The 20,089-nt window shown below is 48.0% G+C and carries 19 protein-coding genes and 1 other annotated feature; of the genes, 4 read left to right on the plus strand and 15 right to left on the minus strand.

The window, feature by feature from the left end:
• Nucleotides 1-15: 15 nt before the first annotated feature.
• From IV45_RS00310 to ezrA, 7 genes are all read right to left on the minus strand, one after another.
• Nucleotides 16-636 carry a JAB domain-containing protein gene (locus IV45_RS00310; RefSeq protein WP_057739512.1) on the minus strand — a complete coding sequence of 207 codons (621 nt, stop codon included), beginning with the start codon at nt 634-636 and terminating at the stop codon, nt 16-18.
• A 53-nt stretch (nt 637-689) separates the two neighbouring features.
• Complete coding sequence (locus IV45_RS00315) at nt 690-2,012, minus strand: bifunctional folylpolyglutamate synthase/dihydrofolate synthase (protein WP_057739514.1); 1,323 nt, start codon at nt 2,010-2,012, stop codon at nt 690-692.
• A 108-nt stretch (nt 2,013-2,120) separates the two neighbouring features.
• Nucleotides 2,121-4,781 carry a valine--tRNA ligase gene (locus IV45_RS00320; protein ID WP_057739518.1) on the minus strand — a complete coding sequence of 887 codons (2,661 nt, stop codon included), beginning with the start codon at nt 4,779-4,781 and terminating at the stop codon, nt 2,121-2,123.
• 44 nt (nt 4,782-4,825) lie between these two features.
• Nucleotides 4,826-5,036, minus strand: a binding site (T-box leader).
• A gap of 30 nt (nt 5,037-5,066) precedes the next feature.
• The gene (gene tpx / locus IV45_RS00325) at nt 5,067-5,567 is read right to left on the minus strand and encodes a thiol peroxidase (protein WP_057739519.1); all 501 of its coding nucleotides are present in this window, start codon (nt 5,565-5,567) and stop codon (nt 5,067-5,069) included.
• A 93-nt stretch (nt 5,568-5,660) separates the two neighbouring features.
• Nucleotides 5,661-6,881 (minus strand): tRNA uracil 4-sulfurtransferase ThiI, encoded by a 1,221-nt coding sequence (gene thiI / locus IV45_RS00330; RefSeq protein WP_057739521.1) that lies wholly within the window; start codon nt 6,879-6,881, stop codon nt 5,661-5,663.
• 14 nt (nt 6,882-6,895) lie between these two features.
• A complete protein-coding gene (locus IV45_RS00335) occupies nt 6,896-8,044 on the minus strand; it encodes a cysteine desulfurase family protein (protein ID WP_057739523.1) in 1,149 nt (382 codons plus the stop codon).
• A gap of 150 nt (nt 8,045-8,194) precedes the next feature.
• Nucleotides 8,195-9,895, minus strand: a complete 1,701-nt coding sequence (gene ezrA / locus IV45_RS00340) for a septation ring formation regulator EzrA (RefSeq protein WP_057739525.1) — start codon at nt 9,893-9,895, stop codon at nt 8,195-8,197.
• A gap of 319 nt (nt 9,896-10,214) precedes the next feature.
• On the opposite strand from ezrA, the gene rpsD reads away from it, so the two are divergent.
• The 4 genes from rpsD to IV45_RS00360 all read left to right on the plus strand — a co-directional run bounded on the left by rpsD (nt 10,215) and on the right by IV45_RS00360 (nt 13,523).
• Nucleotides 10,215-10,826 carry a 30S ribosomal protein S4 gene (rpsD, locus tag IV45_RS00345; protein ID WP_057739527.1) on the plus strand — a complete coding sequence of 204 codons (612 nt, stop codon included), beginning with the start codon at nt 10,215-10,217 and terminating at the stop codon, nt 10,824-10,826.
• Between the two features lie 83 nt (nt 10,827-10,909).
• Nucleotides 10,910-11,371, plus strand: a complete 462-nt coding sequence (locus IV45_RS00350) for a YueI family protein (RefSeq protein ID WP_057739529.1) — start codon at nt 10,910-10,912, stop codon at nt 11,369-11,371.
• Nucleotides 11,372-11,383: 12 nt separating this feature from the next.
• Nucleotides 11,384-12,673, plus strand: coding sequence for a replication-associated recombination protein A (locus IV45_RS00355; RefSeq protein ID WP_057739530.1), 1,290 nt, complete (start codon nt 11,384-11,386; stop codon nt 12,671-12,673).
• Nucleotides 12,674-13,040: 367 nt separating this feature from the next.
• Nucleotides 13,041-13,523: a universal stress protein gene (locus IV45_RS00360; RefSeq protein WP_057739532.1), complete on the plus strand. Its 483-nt coding sequence runs from the start codon at nt 13,041-13,043 to the stop codon at nt 13,521-13,523.
• Nucleotides 13,524-13,604: 81 nt separating this feature from the next.
• Here IV45_RS00360 and IV45_RS00365 read toward each other — a convergent pair whose 3' ends face one another.
• From IV45_RS00365 to mreB, 8 genes are all read right to left on the minus strand, one after another.
• A complete protein-coding gene (locus IV45_RS00365; protein ID WP_057739534.1) occupies nt 13,605-14,438 on the minus strand; it encodes a helix-turn-helix domain-containing protein in 834 nt (277 codons plus the stop codon).
• Between the two features lie 336 nt (nt 14,439-14,774).
• Nucleotides 14,775-15,905: a D-alanine--D-alanine ligase family protein gene (locus IV45_RS00370; RefSeq protein WP_057739536.1), complete on the minus strand. Its 1,131-nt coding sequence runs from the start codon at nt 15,903-15,905 to the stop codon at nt 14,775-14,777.
• Nucleotides 15,906-15,981: 76 nt separating this feature from the next.
• Nucleotides 15,982-16,950: a DUF2785 domain-containing protein gene (locus IV45_RS00375; protein ID WP_057739538.1), complete on the minus strand. Its 969-nt coding sequence runs from the start codon at nt 16,948-16,950 to the stop codon at nt 15,982-15,984.
• Between the two features lie 33 nt (nt 16,951-16,983).
• Nucleotides 16,984-17,295, minus strand: a complete 312-nt coding sequence (locus IV45_RS00380) for a glycine cleavage system H family protein (protein WP_057739540.1) — start codon at nt 17,293-17,295, stop codon at nt 16,984-16,986.
• Between the two features lie 14 nt (nt 17,296-17,309).
• Nucleotides 17,310-18,506: an FtsW/RodA/SpoVE family cell cycle protein gene (locus tag IV45_RS00385; RefSeq protein WP_057739542.1), complete on the minus strand. Its 1,197-nt coding sequence runs from the start codon at nt 18,504-18,506 to the stop codon at nt 17,310-17,312.
• Between the two features lie 24 nt (nt 18,507-18,530).
• Nucleotides 18,531-18,755, minus strand: a complete 225-nt coding sequence (locus IV45_RS00390) for a DUF2969 domain-containing protein (RefSeq protein ID WP_057739928.1) — start codon at nt 18,753-18,755, stop codon at nt 18,531-18,533.
• Between the two features lie 13 nt (nt 18,756-18,768).
• Nucleotides 18,769-19,008 (minus strand): membrane protein insertion efficiency factor YidD, encoded by a 240-nt coding sequence (gene yidD / locus IV45_RS07705; RefSeq protein ID WP_083487212.1) that lies wholly within the window; start codon nt 19,006-19,008, stop codon nt 18,769-18,771.
• A complete protein-coding gene (mreB, locus tag IV45_RS00395) occupies nt 19,009-20,037 on the minus strand; it encodes a rod shape-determining protein (protein ID WP_057739544.1) in 1,029 nt (342 codons plus the stop codon). It abuts the gene before it with no gap.
• Nucleotides 20,038-20,089 lie beyond the last annotated feature (52 nt).

Raw genomic sequence — 20,089 nt, forward strand, 5'->3', positions numbered from 1 at the left:
GGGCTGAAAGAAGCGTTAAACAGATTTTAATGAATTTATGGCGGCCATTCCCTCAGACCAGCTGAAGTAATGATCGGCACCCACAATTAAAAAATCGAGCAGGCGTACTCCCAACAGCTGGCCCGCCTTTTGTACCCGACTGCGGAACTGCTCGTCACAGTCGGATGGGGCCACATCGCCACTGGGATGATTATGAACCAAGATTAAACCGCAGGCGTTGTGCAAGAGGGCAAAGCGAAAAATATGATCAACATAGAGCCGACACTCCACGCTGCCGCCCATAAACATTTTGCGTTTGGCTAGAATGTCGTTGTGCGGATCAGTGCATAAAACCATCACGCTCTCTTGGTTATCACCTGCATATTCCTCAATCATTTCTTGACCGACCATCATGCTGGAATACGCTCGGCCACACAATTCCCGTGGGCTTTTCACAATCAACCGGCCCAGTTCGATCGCCATCAAGGCTTTCTTAACCTGCTGGTCGTGAGCACCCAATCGACTTTTGGTTTGGTCGTCCAGGTTGCGAAAGTCATCAACCGTCGGCGCCTGTTGCAAAAACCAGGCTGCTAAACGTTCATCCGGTGAAAAGACTTGCTTCACCATCAACTCGTATTGCGAATTACTATTCGGCAAAAAAACACCTCCCTTCATCTTCTAAAGACGGCAAGGAGGCGTTATCGCATCAATCAATTTTCAAATAAATAGTTACGTACGTCAGAAATTAGATAGAGCGAACCGGTCACCACTAACACATCATCGGCTGACATTTCCCTGCTAATCGTCAACAGGCCGGCCTGCCAATCGTCAGCCTGCTCAATGGGGTAGCGGGTCTGAATGTCTGCTTCCATGTCTTCAGGCAATGCACTGGGACGCTGCTTGCTGGGGCCCGCAAACGGCGTCAACATCAAGTGCACATTCTTCAAGCTGGCTAACTCACCCAACATCAGCTGGTACTGCTTGTCCGCTAAAATGCCAACCAAGAGGTAGATTTCACGATCATTGAAATCGTCACGCAGCGTTTTCACCAAAGCCTGGATGCCCGGCAAGTTGTGGGCACCGTCCAAAAACATCAGTGGCTCCTCGTTGACCATTTCCATCCGCCCCGGCCAAGTAACATTAGCCAATGCCTGGGTAATCGCGCCTGGGTCAACCTTCAACTGCAACTTTTGCAGCGTGACCTGCAGCAAGGTGATGGCACAGGCTGCGTTCTCTGCCTGATAGTCACCGGCCAGATTCAAGCGACATTGCAAACGACCTAGACCCAATCCCTGGTAATTGATCGTCAAATATAATCCAGGTTTGACAACCGTTGCACTAAAGTCTTTGCCCAAGCAGTATAACTTGGCGTCTTTTTGCTTAGCGGTGTCCCTAACCACTTGTTCAGCCTCCGCCGGCAGTTTGCCAATTACGACTGGGCAATTCTGCTTGATGATTCCTGCTTTTTGGGTCGCAATCTCCGCCAGCGTGTTGCCCAAATACTTCATGTGATCATAGCCCACGGTAATGATTGCCGAAGCCAGTGGCGATTCGATGACATTGGTTGAATCCCACAGACCGCCAATCCCGACTTCCAGGATGACCACATCTGGTTGGACCTGGGCAAAATAGCAGAACATGATGGCGCAATCAATCTCAAACTCCGTCGGGCCACCTGAAGTCAACTCTTGATCCAACTGGTCAACGACCTTGGCCACCTTTTGTGTGTATAAAACCAGGTCGTCGTCACTAATCGGCTGGGCATCCAGACAGATCCGCTCGTTGAAACGCGTGATGAACGGGGATGTAAAGCTGCCAACAGTTAAACCGTGCTCCATCAGCATCGCTCTCAGCATGGCCACCGTTGACCCCTTGCCGTTCGTCCCAGTGACGTGCACATACTTCAAATTTTTCTGCGGGTTTCCCAGTCGTTGTAACAATAAGCGCATCCGCTGCAATGTGGGTTTCTTCTTGAAGCGGGGCCGGCCGTGAATGAAGGCAAGGGCCTGTTCGTAGTTGTTAATTGTTGTCATCAAATTCCTCCGCATCTTAGCTATTCACAAAGAGCCTCCCGCGCCCTTCAAAGAACACAGGAGACTCTCTTGACTCGCACATAACGTCACGAGCTTAACTATTTAATCTTAATCGGCATCGTTCAATGAAGCTAACCGTTCCTTGGCGCTATCCAGCTTCTGTTGCCAATCACTGGCCTTTTGCTTGGCCTTTTCAACAACGGCTTCTGGCGCGTTGGCGATGAACTTCTGGTTGCCCAGCTTCTTGTTTGACCGTTCAACCTCTTGTTCGAGCTTCTTAATTTCCTTTTGCATCTTGGCCCGTTCAGCGTTCAGGTCAACTAACTGAGCCATTGGGATGTAAACCGTTGCCCCAGCCAGGATACCACTCATTGCCAGCTTTGGTTCGGCAATATCCTTACCAATCGTCAAGTTGGTTGGGTGGCAGAAGCGGTCGATGTAATCACGGTTGCTTTCAAAGATCTGCTTCAGCGAATCATCATCAACCTTGATTAACATTTCAACCGGCTTGGACATTGGGGCCCCAGCATCGTTACGGATCGTCCGGACCGCCTTGATCAGGTTGATCAGGTCGCTCATCTGTTCAATGGCTTCAGGGTCATCCAATTCAGGCCGGTCAACTGGGTAGTCGGCCAGCATGATGGTCTTGCCTTCATGCGGCATTGATTGCCATAACTTTTCGGTAACAAATGGCATGATTGGGTGCATCAGCCGCAATGTCTGGTCCAGAACGTAGGCCAAGATCTCTTCGGTATTATGCTTCTGTTCAGCCGTACCGTTGTTGAGCGTTTCCTTGGTCATTTCGATGTACCAGTCACAGAAGTCGTCCCAAATGAAGTTATAGAGTGCCCGGCCGGCTTCACCAAATTCGAACTTATCGAACTGTTCGTTAACTTGCTTAATCGTGGCATTCAGGCGGGCCAAGATAAAGCGGTCAGCCAAGTTGAATTGACTAGCATCCGGCAGTTGCGGCTCACCTTGGACATCCTTCAGGTTCATGATGACGTAACGGCTGGCGTTCCAGATCTTGTTGATGAAGTTCCAGGCAGCATCCATCTTCTTGTAGGAGAAACGAATGTCTTGACCAGGAGTAGAACCCGTAATCAGGAACCAACGCAGGGCATCAACACCATACTTCTTGATGACGTCCATTGGGTCAATCCCATTACCCAAGGACTTACTCATCTTGCGGCCTTGTTCATCCCGAATCAGACCGTGCAGCAAAACATTGTGGAATGGTGCCTTGTGCGTGAATTCCAGTGACTGGAAGATCATTCGAGATACCCAGAAGAAGATGATGTCATAACCGGTAACCAGGGTGTCCGTTGGGAAGTAGCGCTTAAAGTCCGCAGAATCAGTGTCTGGCCAGCCCATCGTTGAGAATGGCCACAATGCACTGGAGAACCAGGTGTCCAAGACATCCGGATCCTGCTTCCAGTTTTCGGCATCCTTAGGGGCTTCCATGCCAACATAGGTTTCACCCGTCTGCTTGTTGTACCAAGCAGGAATCCGGTGACCCCACCAGAGTTGACGGGAAATAACCCAGTCATGCACGTTTTCCATCCACTGGGTGAAGGTGTGTTCAAAACGCTTTGGCACGAAGTTAACCCGGTCGTCGGTCTGCTGGTTCTTCAAAGCTTGTTCTGCCAGTGGCTTCATCTTGACGAACCATTGCGTCGATAAGCGAGCTTCAACCTGAACACCGGTCCGTTCAGAGTGACCAACTGAGTGCACGATCGGCTTGATCTTCAGCATGTAGCCTTCCTTCTTCAGGTCGTCCACAATGGCCTTCCGCGCTTCAAAACGATCCATGCCTTGGTACTTGCCCCCATTTTCATTCAGGGTGGCATCTTCGTTGAAGGTATTCAGTTCTGGCAGGTTGTGCCGCTTACCAACCTTAAAGTCGTTCGGGTCGTGAGCTGGCGTAATCTTAACCATCCCAGTCCCAAAGTCAGGAGTTACGTAGTCATCGGCAATGATTTCGATTTCACGGTTAACCAATGGAACCCGGACATGCTTGCCCACTAATTCCTTGTAACGGTCGTCGTGAGGGTTAACGGCGACGGCTTCATCACCGAACATGGTTTCAGGACGCGTCGTAGCAATTTCAATGTAGTCCTTGCCATGGAAAGTCGTGCCATCGGTAAATGGGTACTTGACGTGGTAGAAGGCACCCTTATCATCCTTGTGCACAACTTCGATGTCTGACAGTGCCGTCCGTGCCTGTGGGTCCCAGTTAATGATGTAGGTACCACGGTAAATCAGGCCCTTCTTGTAGAGGTCGACGAAGACTTTCCGTACCGCCTTGTTCAGGCCGCTGTCCAGCGTGAAGCGTTCACGGTCGTAATCAACGGAGATCCCTAACTTTGACCATTGCTTGTGGATGATGTCGGCATATTCGTCCTTCCAGTCCCAAACCTGTTGAACGAACTTTTCCCGGCCGAGGTCATAACGTGAAATCCCCTTTTCGCGTAACCGGGCCTCAACCTTTGCTTGGGTGGCAATGCCGGCATGGTCCATCCCAGGAAGCCACAGGGTGTCGTAACCCTGCATCCGCTTGCGCCGGATAATGATGTCCTGCAGCGTCGTGTCCCAGGCGTGGCCTAAGTGCAGCTTACCGGTAACATTCGGTGGTGGCAAAACGATTGAATACGGATGTGCTGATTTGTCACCACTTGGCTTAAAGAATCCATTGTTGCGCCACCAATCATAGCGACCGGCCTCAACGGCAGCCGGATCAAACTTGGTAGCCATTTCTTCTTTGCTCATGACTATATCCTCCTCTCGATACCAAAAAAAGCTCGCCCTATTCAAAATAGGACGAGCTTACTCGCGGTACCACCTAAATTAAGACTAATTGTCTTCACTTGATCATTTGATATCGGTAATGAACCGAGCCGACTTACTGAAGATTCAGCCGACTTACTCGCGAGCTACTTTCGTTTGTGTCAATCCTGTCTTTTCACCAACCAGACAGTCTCTAAAGATTTTTCACAAACTAATCTTCTCGTTCATTGCTAATTGTTGTCATAATACGCTATCCGCTTTATGGCGTCAAGCCTGTGTCACCTTTTTTAAGGCTGAAAGGGCAGCATCATAGTCTGGCTCATCAGTCAGTTCACTCACGATCTGACGGTAGACAATCTTACCGTCTGCATCGATAATCCAAACTGACCGGGCCAAGACATCTTCATCGGGAATTAACAGCTTCATTGCGTAACCAAACGACTGCTCGTGGTCAGAAACCAATTCCAGCTTCTTAACCCCTTCTGCGGCACACCACTTCTGCTGCGTTTCGGCTAAGTTAGTGGAGACCGTCAAGAAACGAACATCCTTAAACTGGTCCACGGCTTCGTTGAACCGTTTGGTCTGCAGGCTGCAAACCGAAGTGGTAATGTCAGGAACGACGCTGATTAAAGTCACCTTCCCCAACAGAAAACGGGTCTTAATCTTCTCACCTGCACCGTTGAACACTTTAAAGTGGGGTAATTCTTCACCAACTTCCGGTGGATTGCCCACTAGTTGCCGGTGCTGACCATTGATCGTAATTTCCACAGTGATGACTCCCTTCTCATTAATTTTTAATGTTGTGTCCACAGTATACCAAATCCGCCCTGCCTTGTGAATGAGCAGGACGGATTATTTTTATTATAAAAGATCGGCGAAAACGTCTTGGTTCTGGTTCAAAAATTCTTCGCCAGCATGGATCCGCGTAATCTTGATGTTTGCCAGCGACTTTTGCATTAAGCCGTCAACATCAATCAGCTGTTCGTACTTCCGTGCCCGGTCAACTCGTGGCATCGTCTTTGGCGACGGTGGCGTAAAGACTGTGCAGCAGTCTTCGTATGGCAGAATTGACAGATCATAGGTGCCAATCTGCTTGGCAATCTTAATGATTTCGTTCTTATCGTAAGACAGGACTGGCCGCAAAACCGGCATGTTGGTGACGTCTTCGATTGCCCGCATGCTCTGCATGGTCTGCGAAGCCACCTGGCCCAACGATTCACCGTTGAAAATGGCCAGACCATGGCGCTTCTCAGCCAGTGCCACTGCTAACCGCAGCATCAAGCGGCGCTGAACCGTCATCAAATAGCCTTCAGGAACCTTTTCCTTAATTGTTTCCTGAATTTCGGTGAACGGAACCTGGATGAAGTTGATACTGCCACAGTAATGGGCCAGCTTGCCCGTCAATTCCTTAGCCTTGGCCAAAGCCTGTTCGCTAGTGTACGGCGGACTGAAGAAGTGGACCATTTCGACCGACACACCCCGCTTCATTGCCAGGTAGGCGGCAACTGGGGAATCAATACCGCCAGAGAGCATCATCATTCCCTTGCCGGCGGTGCCCACCGGCAGGCCACCAGCTCCCGGAACTTTTTCACTGGTCAAGAAAATGCCGTTCAGGCGAATTTCGACCCGCAAGGTTAAGTCCGGATGGTGCACATCGACCGTTAACAAGTCAGGAAACTGCTGTAACAGGTAGCCACCCAACTCACGGTTCATCTGGAAGGTATCCATTTCGAAATGGTGGTCGCTACGCCGCGTTTCGATCTTAAAGGTGATTGGGTGCTTAACTTGTTCCTCAATCATCTCTTTGGCGGCCTTGCAAACGGCATCATAATTCTTGTCAACCTTGAGGGAAGGTGAAAAGTTCTGAATTCCAAAAACCAGCTTCAGGTGCCGCATTACCTCATCACTGTTGGCACCATTCAAACTAACGTGCAAACGGTCAGGATTGGCGTGCACCTTAACTTCAGGAAACTTATGTAAGGCGTCACGGACATTGCTGCCTAAACGGTCAATGAAGTTTTTCCGGTTATGACCCTTAGTGGACAGCTCACCGTACCTGACCATGATTTCATCGTATTGCATGGTTAGCCTCCTTTTTAGTCAATAATCTTTTTGAAGCCTTCGTACAATTCATCGAAGACGCGGTTGAACTCATCGGCATCCGCCAGTGTGTTCTGGTCACCCAGGCTCACCCGTACGGCACATTCGGCAACCTTCTTTGGTACCTTCATTGCCGACAAAGTGCTGGTCGTGTCTTCGTCCTTAGAAGAGCAAGCAGAAGTCGTTGAGATGTAGATGTCGTGCTCTTCAAATGCGTGGACCACCGTTTCACCACGCACACCAACAATGGCAAAGCACAGGATGTGGGCAGCAAAACTATCATCGTCCTTGGAGAAAATGCGGACATGATCGAATTGCTTCAGGTGCTCGATGATTTTGTGCTTGATCGCCCGTTCACGCTGCACGCTCTCGGCCTGACCGTCTTGGACTAAGCGTACGGCCCGGGCCATTGCGGCGTCACCGGGAGTGTTTTCGGTCCCACTACGGAGTCCTTGTTCTTGGCCCCCACCGGCAATCAACGGTGCAATTTGACGGCCACGTTTCTTGTAAACGAAGCCGGTTCCCCGTGGTGCATGGAACTTGTGGCCGGAGAAGGTGGCAAAGTCAACCCGGTCGGAGAAGACCATGGAGTCAACACCCTTGCCAATTGCCTGAACGGCGTCAACCATGTAGTGGATATTTGGATACTTCTTTAAGATCTCACCAATCTCTTTAATTGGCTGGACGGTCCCGATTTCGTTGTTGATGGCCATGATGGACACCAAAATCGTATCAGGTCGGATAGCATCCTGGACATCCTGTGGGTTGACCCGCCCTTCGTCATCAACAGGCAGGTAGGTCACATCAAAGCCCAATTCTTCGAGCTGCTTCATCGCATTGCGGACCGCAGCGTGTTCAACCGAGCTCGTAATGATGTGCTTGCCGAATTGTTGTTTAGCAAAGGCCGTTCCTTTGATGACCCAGTTGTCACCTTCAGTACCACCACTGGTAAAGATGATCTCACCAGGTTCAACACCGTACAGGTCAGCAATCTGCTTGCGTGACTGTTGCAGCAAATTCCAGGCCACTTGCCCTAAATGGTGCAGGCTGGATGGGTTGCCCCAGACTTCGTTAGCGACCTTTTCATAGGTTGAGAGGACGGACGGCCAGATCTTGGTCGTCGCGCTGTTATCAAAATAGATCACATTAATCTCCCTTTCTTTTGCTTAAAATCCTCAACGATTATATCAGATTTACTTACTATTGATAACCAAGAAAGCTCAAGACAAAGAAAGGAGTGGGGCAAAGCACTGGCAGCTTGCTTTTCCACTCCTTCATCAAGGTAGCTTGATCAATTAATTTTTCGTCTCGCTATAGTATTCCTGTTCCAAGCGCTTAAATGAGCCCGGTTCAGCTTCTTCCAGCGCGGTTCCAATGGTTTGCAGACTCTCGCTGTATTGGTGCTGGTTAAACTGCTTCTGGGATGCTTGAATGGCGTCTTCGATCTTTTGGTCGTTGCCACTCAGGCGGTTGGCATACTGGATCAGCCGTTCCGTCAACGCAGCGCTATCGCGAAGGTTGTCTGTCTTATCATGCAGGTTTTCCAAGTCATCCTGCACGATCAACAATTGCTTAGTAATGTCTTCCATATTGATCTGTGACTGATTCATCGCGTGTGACAACTTGCTGATTTCATCGCTGACCACGAAGAAGTAGTCCATGTAGTCTTTAGGAATGCCCGGCAGGTTCATCTCTTCCACGCGCCGCTTAGTGGTCCGGATGCTGGTGATGAACCGTTGCAGGGCTTGCCGTGCCCGTTTTTCATCGGTTGACAGGTTGGCAACCCCGTCATTAATCTTCTTTTGTTCCTCTTCAATTTCGGTTAAATGCTGCTCATGGTCCTGCTGTTGCTGCCAGATCTCACTGTAAATTGCGGTCTGATCCTTCAAGGCCCCTTCAATCTCGTCAACGTCTTCTTGAATGGTCTTCAGCTGCTCGTTTAATTCCCGCGTATTAACCAGTTCATTATTATTCAAGGTGTAGCTGATGCTCAGGTGTTCCAGTTCATTCAGCAGCTCTTCATTCTGCTTCTTAGCATGGGCCAAGTGCTTCTTGAGCTTTGGTGCGGCCTTCAATACATGCGGCTTGGCATCTAATTCCTGCTGCATTACATCGTATAAGTGGTCAATTTGATCAGCCAGTTCCTTATTGGTCCGTTTGACAACCCCTAAGTTCAGCTTGGTTAACTGTTCCAGCGCGTCCGTGCGTTGCTTTTCCATTTCGTCAACTTGCTTGTCAATGTCGTCCTCCGTGAAGCAGTAGTGTTGTTGACTCAAGTCTTCGTAACCCTTCTTTAACTCCTTCAGTTGGTCAGGAAATTCGGCATACAACGGCCGGTATAAAGTTGGGATATCCTTCATCAGTTCTTCAAAATCGTGGGTCTGGCTTTGCAAATCCTGCAATAATTCAGCGGCGGCATCATGATCACCCTTGCGAACGATATCGCTGAAGTGTTCATACTTCTTCTCCAGTTGAACAAGGCGGTCCTTTAATTCGTCCTTGCTCTTACCATACTGGAAGCCCTTCTCGTCTAAGAGGCGGCCAAATTGATTGTATTTGGTTCTTAATGAGCTGACCGCTGCCATCTGCTGATCAACCGCTTGACTCAAGCTGGCCAGCTGCTGGGTTAATGACTTGTATTGACCAATGACCGCATCCGTCTCGTCCTGCAGCACACTCAGTTCACGGCCTACTGAGAACAAGGCGCTGCCGTGCAGGTTATTCTTAATGGCCTCCACTTGCTTGCGGGCCTTCGTCAATGTTGGTACCAGCTGGTGGTCATAGCGGTCCCGCAGTTCGGTGAACCGCTTCAAAGATTCACCCATTAAAGTATCCAAACGACTCTTATCCAGTTGTTTGGCTAAATTATCCGTATTAACCTGGGACAGCCCAGCGCTCAATTCCTTCAGTTTGGTTGAACACCGACGCTGATACAGCAGAACAACCACCATCGCAATGGCAGCAACGATTAAAATACCAATTAAAACTTGCAGCATGTAACCCACCTATTTTCAAAAATTAACTTTTGCCGATTGACCGGCATTTTCAATTGAATTATAGCATATCTGTCTTACAAAAACTCCGTGGAAAAATTGATATGCCGCTATTTTTCCTTGACTGGGCTTCGTCAATCATTGTAGAATAGTTTTTGTGTAAAATAATGCAGCAGTAAGGAGCAAGCTCGTCAACAGACCAGTGCCTTTTTGGTGTTTCTAGTAACCCGGCTGCTAGGGTGAACGATCCAACTGGCCTGCACGAATGTGACCTTACAATCGGATTATTTTACTCCAACAAAATACATTGGAGGATTATTTTATGTCTCGTTACACTGGTCCTAGTTGGCGTAAGTCACGTCGTCTGGGTGTTTCACTTTCAGGTACTGGTAAGGAATTAGCTCGTCGTCCATATGCTCCCGGTGATCACGGTAATGATCGTCGTGGTAGTCTGTCAGAATATGGTACGCAACTGCGTGAAAAGCAAAAGCTGCGTTTCATGTACGGTCTGACTGAACGTCAATTCCGTAACCTCTTCGTTCGTGCCGGCAAGATCAAGGAAGGTACTCACGGTACTAACTTCATGGCTTTGCTGGAACGCCGGTTAGACAACATGGTTTACCGTTTAGGTTTGGCTACTACTCGTCGTCAAGCACGTCAATTGGTTAACCACGGTCACATTACGGTTGATGGCAAGCGTGTCGACATTCCTTCCTACGAAGTTTCTGTTGGCCAAGTGATCTCCGTTCGTGAAAAGTCTAAGAACTTAGACATCATCAAGAACGCTGTTGATGCCGTTGTTGCACGTCCTTCATACGTTGAATTCGATGCTGACAAGCTGGAAGGTAAGTTAGTTCGGATTCCTGAACGTGAAGACATGAACGCCGACATCGATGAATCCCTTGTCGTTGAATTCTACAACAACCTGCTTTAATGTTTGGTTGTTCATTACCTGGACTGGTGTTTATTCACCAGTCCTTTTTTGTATCAATTGTTTTTTAAAGGAGGCCATGATCGATGGAAAAGCACGACTCTGATGTTAATGATCGTTTGAAACAGGAAATTTATGGTCAGCCCAAAATTAAACCTGATGAACAGCGTCGTTACATGGGCACCTTCCGAGAACGGGTGTGGCTGACAATCAGCATTGCGGAAATCAAGCAGCAGGATTGGATGACAATCTTCAAAGAAACACTGCAAAAGCATCCGGACAGCCTGGTCATCATCAACGGCAACATCGACGATCGCTACACGAGCAAATACTTGACGGCCGCCAACCAGTTGAACGTTGACTTCACGATTAAAACGGGCGCTGAAATCAAAACCAAGCCCGACAGTCTCGCCGTCGTCGTCACTGCCCACGAAGCGGTGTTTGCCAACCCGGTGGATGTGGCCAAGTTAAGTCAGCAGCCCGTTAAATCCGAGGATCAGCCCAAAGAAAAACATGAATCCTTCTTCAAACACCTTTTTCACAAATAAGGAGGACCATCTATGAAACCTTTAGCTTACCGCATGCGGCCAAAGAAACTGGCGGATGTGGTCGGACAGTCAGATTTAATTGCTCCGGGCAAGATCATCTGGCGCATGGTGAAAGCTCGCCGTCTATCCTCGATGATCTTGTATGGACCGCCGGGTACGGGAAAGACCAGCATTGCCAGTGCCATCGCTGGTTCGACTAAATACGCCTTCCGTAAGTTGAACGCCGCAACCGACAGCAAAAAGGATTTACAGGTCGTCGCCGAAGAAGCCAAGATGAGTGGCACTGTCATCCTCTTGTTGGATGAAATTCACCGGCTCGACCGCAACAAACAGGACTTCTTGCTCCCCTTGCTGGAAAGTGGCCGGATAGTGTTGATCGGGGCCACGACCGAAAACCCTTATATCAACATCAGCCCAGCTATCCGCAGTCGGACCCAAATTTTTCAAGTCCACCCCTTGTCGGTAGCCGATATGCACAAAGCTATCCAACGTGCCTTAAGCGACAAGGAGAACGGTTTGGGCAAGCTTAACGTGAAATTGGATGACGATGCGGAACAACAGCTGCTCTTAGCCAGCAATGGTGATCTCCGCAGTGCCTTAAACAGTCTGGAACTGGCGGCCATGTCGACCCCGCCGGACAATGATCACGTCATCCACTTGACCATGTCCGTGATTGAGGAGAGCACCCAGCATCCGCAAATGACCGCCGATAAAAATGGTGATGCCCACTACGACATCATCTCGGCCTTTCAAAAATCCATTCGTGGCAGCGATACCGATGCCGCCCTCCACTACCTAGCCCTCTTAATCAATGCCGGCGACCTGCCTAGCATTGCCCGGCGCCTCATGGTCATCGCCTATGAAGATATTGGTTTGGCTAACCCTCCGGCAGCGGCTCGTGCTAACTTAGCCATTCAAGCTGCCCAGAGTTTAGGCCTGCCGGAAGGACGGATCCCGTTGGCCAACGCAGTGATCGAACTGTGCCTCTCACCAAAGTCGAATTCGGCCATCACTGCAATCGATAGTGCCCTGCAAAGAGTTCAGCAAGGCCACTACGGTGAAGTTCCCGATTACTTGAAGGATGCCCATTATAAGGGAGCCCATCAGTTGCACCATGGTAACGACTACCTTTACCCGCACGATTATCCAGAAGATTGGGTGCGGCAACAATACCTGCCAGATCAGATTAAAAATGATCAGTATTATTATCCGAAAGCTAACGGTCGCTTCGAACAGGCATATGGCCGGCAATATTCGCAGTTGTTCGTTGCCCAACGTCACCGTAAGCCACGGAATAAGTAATCGCTTTCATTGCACCTTTTCGTCGGTTGTGCTAGCATGCAAATAGTGGCTCTGTTGTGTACGCCTTGTCCATATCGCAGGTTTGCCTTACAGTCTTATTACTTTGGGATTAGTGTTTAAACTTAATGGACAACATGCCCTTTCACTCGGTAGCTGAAAATTAAGTACCGTATCCCACCTGTCTTACACGCAGGTCAACACTGTCGGATCAATAACGGCACGAACGGAGTCTTTCAGGGGTTGAGTTTTTACTCAATCTCTTTTTTTGTCTGTAAACGGTTGTGTGTCTAATTACTGGCAATCAGCTTTACGTATTCGGGTTAAATGCTGTAAAATAGGGATAAGAGCAAAGAAGGAGGTTCTTCTTATGAAAACACAACAATACCACCATATTTTGGTCCCTGTTGACGGGTCAAAGGAAGCTGAATTAGCTTTTAAAAAGGCCGTAGCAGTTGCTAAGCGTAACGGGGCGGATACCGAACTGCAATTACTGCACGTTGTTGATACCCGGGCCTTTCAAAATATCTCCAGCTTCGATAGCTCAATGGTTGAACAGGTCACTAAGACGGCCAAGAAGACTTTGGATGAATACATTGACTATGCTAAAGAGCAAGGTCTGAACAAGGTTAGTTACACCATTGAATATGGTTCACCAAAGACGATCATTGCCCGCGATGTCCCTGCAAAAATGCATGCTGACCTGATCATGATTGGTGCAACTGGTCTCAATGCGGTTGAACGGATCCTGATTGGTTCAGTTACCGAGTTTGTTACCCGCACCGCTATCTGTGATGTAATGGTTGTGCGGACGGACCTCAACAACAAGCCAATCGCATTACCAAAGAAGTAATTTCAAACTTAATAAAAAACAAAAAAGAAGCGCGATAAATTTCATCACGCTTCTTTTTATTTATGTTATGTTATGTCTCAATTATTTCAACAGCTGATTGACTTCATCGACAACCATTTGTTCTTCGTTAGCAATTGCCACGCTGCGGGCAATGACCAAGTTGTCATGACCTTCCTGATCCTTGCCTTCCTTCAAATCAGCCTGTCCTACTAAGCTGTAGTAAGAAGCCAGCAGGAACAGTGATTCGTTTTGCCGGCACAGGTCAATCCCGCGCTTAGCCATCTCGACTGCCTGTTCAGGCTTCCCTAATTCCAGATACAAGGAGGCAATGTCACGATACAAAATCTGCCATTGACGACGGCCACCAGCCATCTTCTTCTTGTCAATCAAATTAACTGCCCGTTGCACAAATTTGAGGGCCCGATCGGAATTACCGCGCTTCTCGTAGGCACGCGCCATACCAACAGTGGTGAGTGCCCAATAAATGTTGGCACTCATGGTGGTGAACTGGGTCAAAATCAGTTCAAAGTTAAAAATGGCCTCATCAACTTGGTCGTTTTGAACTTGTTCCATCCCCAGCAGGTAGTAATAACGTTGTTTATCAAATTCGGTTTCCAGCTTTTTGACTTTAATCTGGCCTAATTCTTTGCGAGCGTTCTTAAAGTCATGACGAACCAGCATTAAACTAATTTCGTCAAACAGGGCCGTCATGGAGACATCATCATCCTGAATTAATGTCCCAACTTCAACATTCAGCCGGGAACAAATAGCGTTCAGGATGTTCATTTTTGGTATCCGGTTCTGTTTTTCCATCAGGCTGATGGTAGCTTGGGTACAAATGCCTTCAGCAAGTGCAGTTTGCGATAACCCGCGCTTACGCCGAATATCTTTTAGTTTTTCACCCTTTAGTTTCATGTTGATTCTTCCTCTCCACGAATTAAATTAGCCTTTTTATAACATATTAACTTAGGCTTTTTTCATCATATTATCATTTTTGATTAATATCAAGTTTATCGATTTATCCTATATTGACTAGTAGTAAAAACAGGTTATACAAAAAATGTCATGAACTCTTTTCCGATTATTATCCACCAACATGATTATAATCGTCAATCTGTCGATAAGCAATCACTAAATCATAATTTTCTAGCCCCTATTTTAAATTAATAATTCATGAGGAAATAAAAAGACGTGTTGTCACCATTTATGATGACAACACGTTCATTGATAATTGATCAATAATTAACTTTATTAATGGTATTCCTTCCTACCAACATGCTCCTGACCCAGGGCCTTGAAGCTGTACTTGATCTTCTGCTGACGCTTGAATTCCTTCAAGCCTAATTCGATCAGACGGTCAATCAAGTCAGAATACTTAATTCCGGAAACATCCCACATCTGTGGATACAAACTAATATTGGTAAAGCCAGGCAAGGTGTTTGGTTCGCCCAGGTAAGGTACGCCATTGGCATCAACCAGGAAGTCAATCCGTGCCAGCCCCTTCATGCCAAGGACCCGGTAAGCCTTCAGTGCCATGTCGGTGATTTCCTTGGTCAACTTTTCAGGTAACTGTACTGGCAAGTCAAAGACCACGCCGGATGCATCCACGAACTTGTTTTCGTAATCGTAGAAGGCATCGCCCTTTGGTACCCGAATGCCACCTAACTTGGAGGCAATTGGCTTTTCGTTACCTAAGATTGAAATTTCGACTTCCCGAGGATGGTCAATCCCCTTTTCAACAATGACCTTGTAGCCGTATTGAAAGGCATCCGTCAAGCCGCGTTCATATTCCTCTTCATTAGTGACCTTGGTGATCCCTACTGAAGAACCTTGCTTAGCAGCTTTGACAAACACCATTGAGCCTAATTCACGCTCGATCGTTTGCCAATCGTATTGCCGCCGATTTTCTGGCGTAACCAATACGTATGGCGTATTCCGAATCCCGGCATGATCCAGAATCCGCTTGGTGTAATCCTTATCGAAGGAAATTGCACTGGCCGCGATTCCGGAACCCACGTAAGGCTTCTTCAACAGACGGAAAAGACCTTGAATGGTTCCATCTTCACCCAAGTTCCCATGGATCACGGGGAAGAAGAAGTCAATCGGTCCGGCCGACTGCAGAGCATTCAAGTTGGCCATCGGTGAATCAAAGTCCATGTGGGCATATGCTTCCTTTACCACTTGGTCTTCAGGTTCGCCGTCAAAAATCCGCTGTGAATACTCGTTGTTGAGCAGCACTCCGTCTTTAGTGAACATGAACAACGAAACATCATATTTGTTCTTGTCCATGCCATCATAGATGTTGTGTGCAGAACGCTTAGAGACGTCGTGTTCGGAAGAGTTACCACCGAACAGTAAAGCGACTCGCAGTTTCTTAGTCATCAATATCTACCACCAATCTATTTATTCTCGCGCTCATGGAAACTCAAGTTTACCACATGAAATGAAACTTGACTAGCTATTCTTGCTGATCCGTCCCAACGATCTGTTTAACAATGTCGCGCGGCAGGCGACCATCCAACAGCATCGATTGCATCAGATGCCGATAATTGAAAATCCGGCTCCAGGATTCACTGCTGGCTGGATCATCGCTATCTAAATCAGCCCGCCAGCGCGTCAATTGAGCCTTGAAGAACTGTTGATACAGCTGATGCTGCCCCATTAAGGACAAGAGGAAGGCGCCAACCTCCTCATTTTCTCCCATTGACAACACGTGTGGCATCAGCCGGTAGCTCTCCACAATCACCGCTTGTAAGAAGATTTTATCCCCGCGAACCAACTCATTATGCTGACACAGTTCATCACCGATACTAGGCAAGGCCGAGAACACGTGGACCCAACCAGAACCATTGACAAATCCCCGCGGATCCCTTTCCAGTACCGCGTACAAGCCGATCTTCTCCACCAATGACTGAACGTCTTTGCTCGTGAGGAAAAAGTAACCCGCCCGATCACCATACAGAATGAGCCGCAGCAAGCTTAAAGCCAACGTCCGACCGAAGACTGCCTTATTCTTAGGTTCCAAGATGTGGCTGAATAAGAGTTTAGGATCCGTCAAATGACGATAAAACTTCTTCAAATCATCTTTGGCCAATTGATTCTTTTCCAGCAAACTGCTCATCAGCATCATAATCTCTTCACGCAGGTCGCCACGATCAGTCGCCAAAACAGCCATGAGCTTTTCCTTAAAGTCATCGTCTAAATTAACTGCCTGCTTCTCCTTGGCGAGCTTCAAATAGTGGTCTAACTGATGCTGAAAACGCATGCTGACCGTTGGCAAATCGACGGTCGTCCGCGCATGATGTGGCCGTGCCAAGATCAATTCATCGATGGCCGGCAAGACTTCCGTAAAGATCGTACCGTCATTCAAACCGGCATGTAGTTCTTTGAGTTGCAAATTAATGTTTTGAACGGTTAATTTAGGCATGACTTACGCCTCCTTCAATAAAAAAGAGTTGTGTTAATTCAAGTCACAACTCTTGCTTTCGATTTTAATAAGATAATCTTGATTGTTTACAGACGGCGCCACCAGGCCGGCTAGTTCAGGATTGACGGCGACAACTCGGCCCTTGACCGGACTATCAAGACTGATCACCATCCGCGTCCCCTCAAAAGAGGCAAACGGCATCCCGACAGTTAACTCCGCACCCTTATTCGGCAAGTCCACAAAAGACAATTGTCCGAGCAATTCACAAGCGTGGTGCGTTAAGCCGAGAGCCATCATATGATCACCACATGGTTTCAACCACCATGGATGGGCCAATAAACGCATTCAAACCGCCGTCCTTAGTGAAAGTCTTTCTGGTTGCTGAACATGTAGGAATGATGGTGGTAACGCATCGACATAATCATTCCAATCCCAATCAAGTTACCGATCAAAGACGAACCACCGGCAGAAATAAATGGCAACGGGATACCGGTCAATGGCAAGAGACCGATGTTCATCCCGATGTTTTCAAAGACGTGGAAGAGGATCATCATGATGACCCCCGTCGCGATGTAGGCGTAAAACTCGTTACGCGTATCAAAGGTGACCCGGATCATCAGGTAAATCAGCAACAGGTACAGCAAGATCAACAGGATGCTACCAATAAAGCCGAAGTTTTCACCGATGACTGAGAAGATCATATCCGATTCACGCACCGGCACATAAACGTGCGAGTTGTTGAAGCCAGTCCCGGTAATACCACCAGAACCAACCGCCTTAATACTTTGCCAGAGTTGATAACCTTGGTTACTGGTATCTTGGGAAGGGTTCAACCAGGTGTCCACCCGGTCAAATTGGTAGGCCTGGAAGCCCAGGTGTTCCAGAATGTGGCGGCCAAAGGTACTCGTAACCATGGCCAAGACAGTGGAACCGACAACGACTAAGCCGGCAGCCACTGGTGCAATGATCCGCCAGGTAACCCCTGAAACCAGCACCATACCACAGAAGATCGCAAAGAAGACCAGCGCCGTCCCAAAGTCGTTTTGGAACTTCAGTGAAACTAGGACGGGGAAGAGCCAGAGAAACATCTTCCCGATCAAACGCCAGTCGTTGCTGACACTATGGACGGCATACTCGCTATTATGGGTCGTGATCACCCGCCCCATCATCAAGATATAGGCCGGCTTCATGATTTCCGATGGTTGGAAAGTAAACGGCCCGATCGCAAACCAACTTTTGGCCCCAGTATTAGCAAAGTAGGACCGACTGTAGAAGACCAGGATGGCATACATCAGGAAGAGGCCGACCCAGTAAGCAATCGGGGCAATCTTCCATAGTTGCTCCGAATCAAATTGCATGATGACCACAATCAAGATTGAGCCAATTACGTACCAGCTTAATTGTGTAATCACTTGCCGGACAACATTAACCGGCTGCCGGTCATGCGTCCCAGCCACGTAAATTGAAGCCAGGCCGATCAGAGCCAGCAGGAGGACACAGAAGATGATCCCCCAGTCAATCCGTGATTCACTTTCTTCGCTTTGTGAACGTTGCATGCGTTACTGCTCCTTTAACAATTGTTAATGCTGGTGGAGATGATATTGTTGCAGAATCGTCTCCAAGCCTTCCTCTTGTGACTGCACCGTGAATTGCTGATTGTTCATGGCAATGGTAGCCGCAAACTTGCCATCAGCTGCAGCGACCTCGCCAATCAAGGTATTACCGATAAATACTTGTTGGACTGGTTGCCCATTTTCTTCAATGTCTTTTACATTGACTTCAATATTTTTTTCTTTCTTAGACACTTTCTCACCCTGCCTATCGTAAATGATGGAATGTAAACTTTTGCGGTACGGGGTCATATCCCCCTTTAGCGAATGGATGACAACGTAAAAGACGATTAATGCCGAGCAGAACCCCTTTCAAACCAAATCGTTGGATGGCCGTTAACATGTACGCTGAACATGTGGGCTCGAAACGACATACTCGAAATGGCCGTCGCGCAGAAATCGTCTTTTGGTAGAAACGAATCATCGCTATTAAACAGCGACTAATCATTTAGTCTTTTTTCCGAGAAAACCAGCTGGTGTGGCTGGACTTTTCATTTGAGGTCTTTTGCATCCGTTCCAGCATTTCACCAGCACCCTTAGCAACATTGTCCAATGGCTTTTCGGAAACGACAACGGGTACCTTCAAGTGACTACTGAACAGCTGGTCAATCCCCTTCAACAGTGACGTCCCACCAGTCAGCATGATACCACGATCAATGATGTCGCTAGCCAATTCAGGCGGTACTACTTCCAGAACGGAAATGGCGGCCCGGATAATCTGACTCAAGGTGTCGTGGAGGGCTTCTTCCATTTCATTCTCGTTGGTTTCAATCTGCCGTGGCATACCAGAAGTTACATCCCGGCCACGAACGTCCATCTTTTCAGGATTGTCGACCTTGAGAGCTGTCCCAATCTTCATCTTGATTTGTTCAGCGGTGTGTTCCCCAATGATCAAGCCATGGTGATCCTTGATGTAAGCGGCAATGTCTGAGTTCAGTTTATCACCGGCCATCCGGATTGAACGACTGCATACGATGTCACCTAATGACAGGACGGCGATATCTGAGGTACCACCACCCATATCGATGACCATGTTGCCAGATGGCTTGAAGATGTCCAAACCAGCACCAATAGCAGCGACTTTTGGTTCATATTCCAAGTAAACCTTGCCGCCACCAGCTTGTTCGGCCGCCTGGATAATGGCTTTCCGTTCAATTTCGGTGATGTTCGTTGGGGCACAAATCATAATGTTTGGTTTCGACATAACCCCCTTAACGCTTAACTTACCAATGAAGTAAGACAGCATTTCCTGGGTAACGTCAAAGTCTGAAATAACCCCATTCTTCAACGGACGGATGGCCCGGATGTTGCTCGGAGTCCGTCCAACCATCCGGTAAGCTTCAGAACCCACTGCCAGGACCTTGCCTGACTGAGCATCAATTGCCACGACGGATGGTTCATTTAAAACAATGCCCTTTCCTTGGACATAAATAAGAACATTGGCTGTACCAAGATCAATACCAATATCTGTTGCCATGTTGTTTTCCCTCCACACAAGTCATTAAATCGTATGATATTATACCACAATC

This window comes from Limosilactobacillus secaliphilus (assembly GCF_001437055.1).
GTDB lineage: Bacteria > Bacillota > Bacilli > Lactobacillales > Lactobacillaceae > Limosilactobacillus > Limosilactobacillus secaliphilus.

What these genes read in the sequence shown, in the direction of transcription:
- rpsD (WP_057739527.1), top strand. Translation starts at nt 10,215, where the DNA reads ATGTCTCGTTACACTGGTCCTAGTTGGCGTAAGTCACGTCGTCTGGGT.
- yidD (WP_083487212.1), bottom strand. Translation starts at nt 19,008, where the DNA reads ATGATTAGTCGCTGTTTAATAGCGATGATTCGTTTCTACCAAAAGACG.
- IV45_RS00355 (WP_057739530.1), top strand. Translation starts at nt 11,384, where the DNA reads ATGAAACCTTTAGCTTACCGCATGCGGCCAAAGAAACTGGCGGATGTG.
- thiI (WP_057739521.1), bottom strand. Translation starts at nt 6,881, where the DNA reads ATGCAATACGATGAAATCATGGTCAGGTACGGTGAGCTGTCCACTAAG.
- IV45_RS00370 (WP_057739536.1), bottom strand. Translation starts at nt 15,905, where the DNA reads ATGACTAAGAAACTGCGAGTCGCTTTACTGTTCGGTGGTAACTCTTCC.
- IV45_RS00380 (WP_057739540.1), bottom strand. Translation starts at nt 17,295, where the DNA reads ATGCGTTTATTGGCCCATCCATGGTGGTTGAAACCATGTGGTGATCAT.
- IV45_RS00375 (WP_057739538.1), bottom strand. Translation starts at nt 16,950, where the DNA reads ATGCCTAAATTAACCGTTCAAAACATTAATTTGCAACTCAAAGAACTA.
- IV45_RS00350 (WP_057739529.1), top strand. Translation starts at nt 10,910, where the DNA reads ATGGAAAAGCACGACTCTGATGTTAATGATCGTTTGAAACAGGAAATT.
- IV45_RS00315 (WP_057739514.1), bottom strand. Translation starts at nt 2,012, where the DNA reads ATGACAACAATTAACAACTACGAACAGGCCCTTGCCTTCATTCACGGC.
- IV45_RS00385 (WP_057739542.1), bottom strand. Translation starts at nt 18,506, where the DNA reads ATGCAACGTTCACAAAGCGAAGAAAGTGAATCACGGATTGACTGGGGG.
- IV45_RS00365 (WP_057739534.1), bottom strand. Translation starts at nt 14,438, where the DNA reads ATGAAACTAAAGGGTGAAAAACTAAAAGATATTCGGCGTAAGCGCGGG.
- mreB (WP_057739544.1), bottom strand. Translation starts at nt 20,037, where the DNA reads ATGGCAACAGATATTGGTATTGATCTTGGTACAGCCAATGTTCTTATT.
- IV45_RS00320 (WP_057739518.1), bottom strand. Translation starts at nt 4,781, where the DNA reads ATGAGCAAAGAAGAAATGGCTACCAAGTTTGATCCGGCTGCCGTTGAG.
- ezrA (WP_057739525.1), bottom strand. Translation starts at nt 9,895, where the DNA reads ATGCTGCAAGTTTTAATTGGTATTTTAATCGTTGCTGCCATTGCGATG.
- IV45_RS00360 (WP_057739532.1), top strand. Translation starts at nt 13,041, where the DNA reads ATGAAAACACAACAATACCACCATATTTTGGTCCCTGTTGACGGGTCA.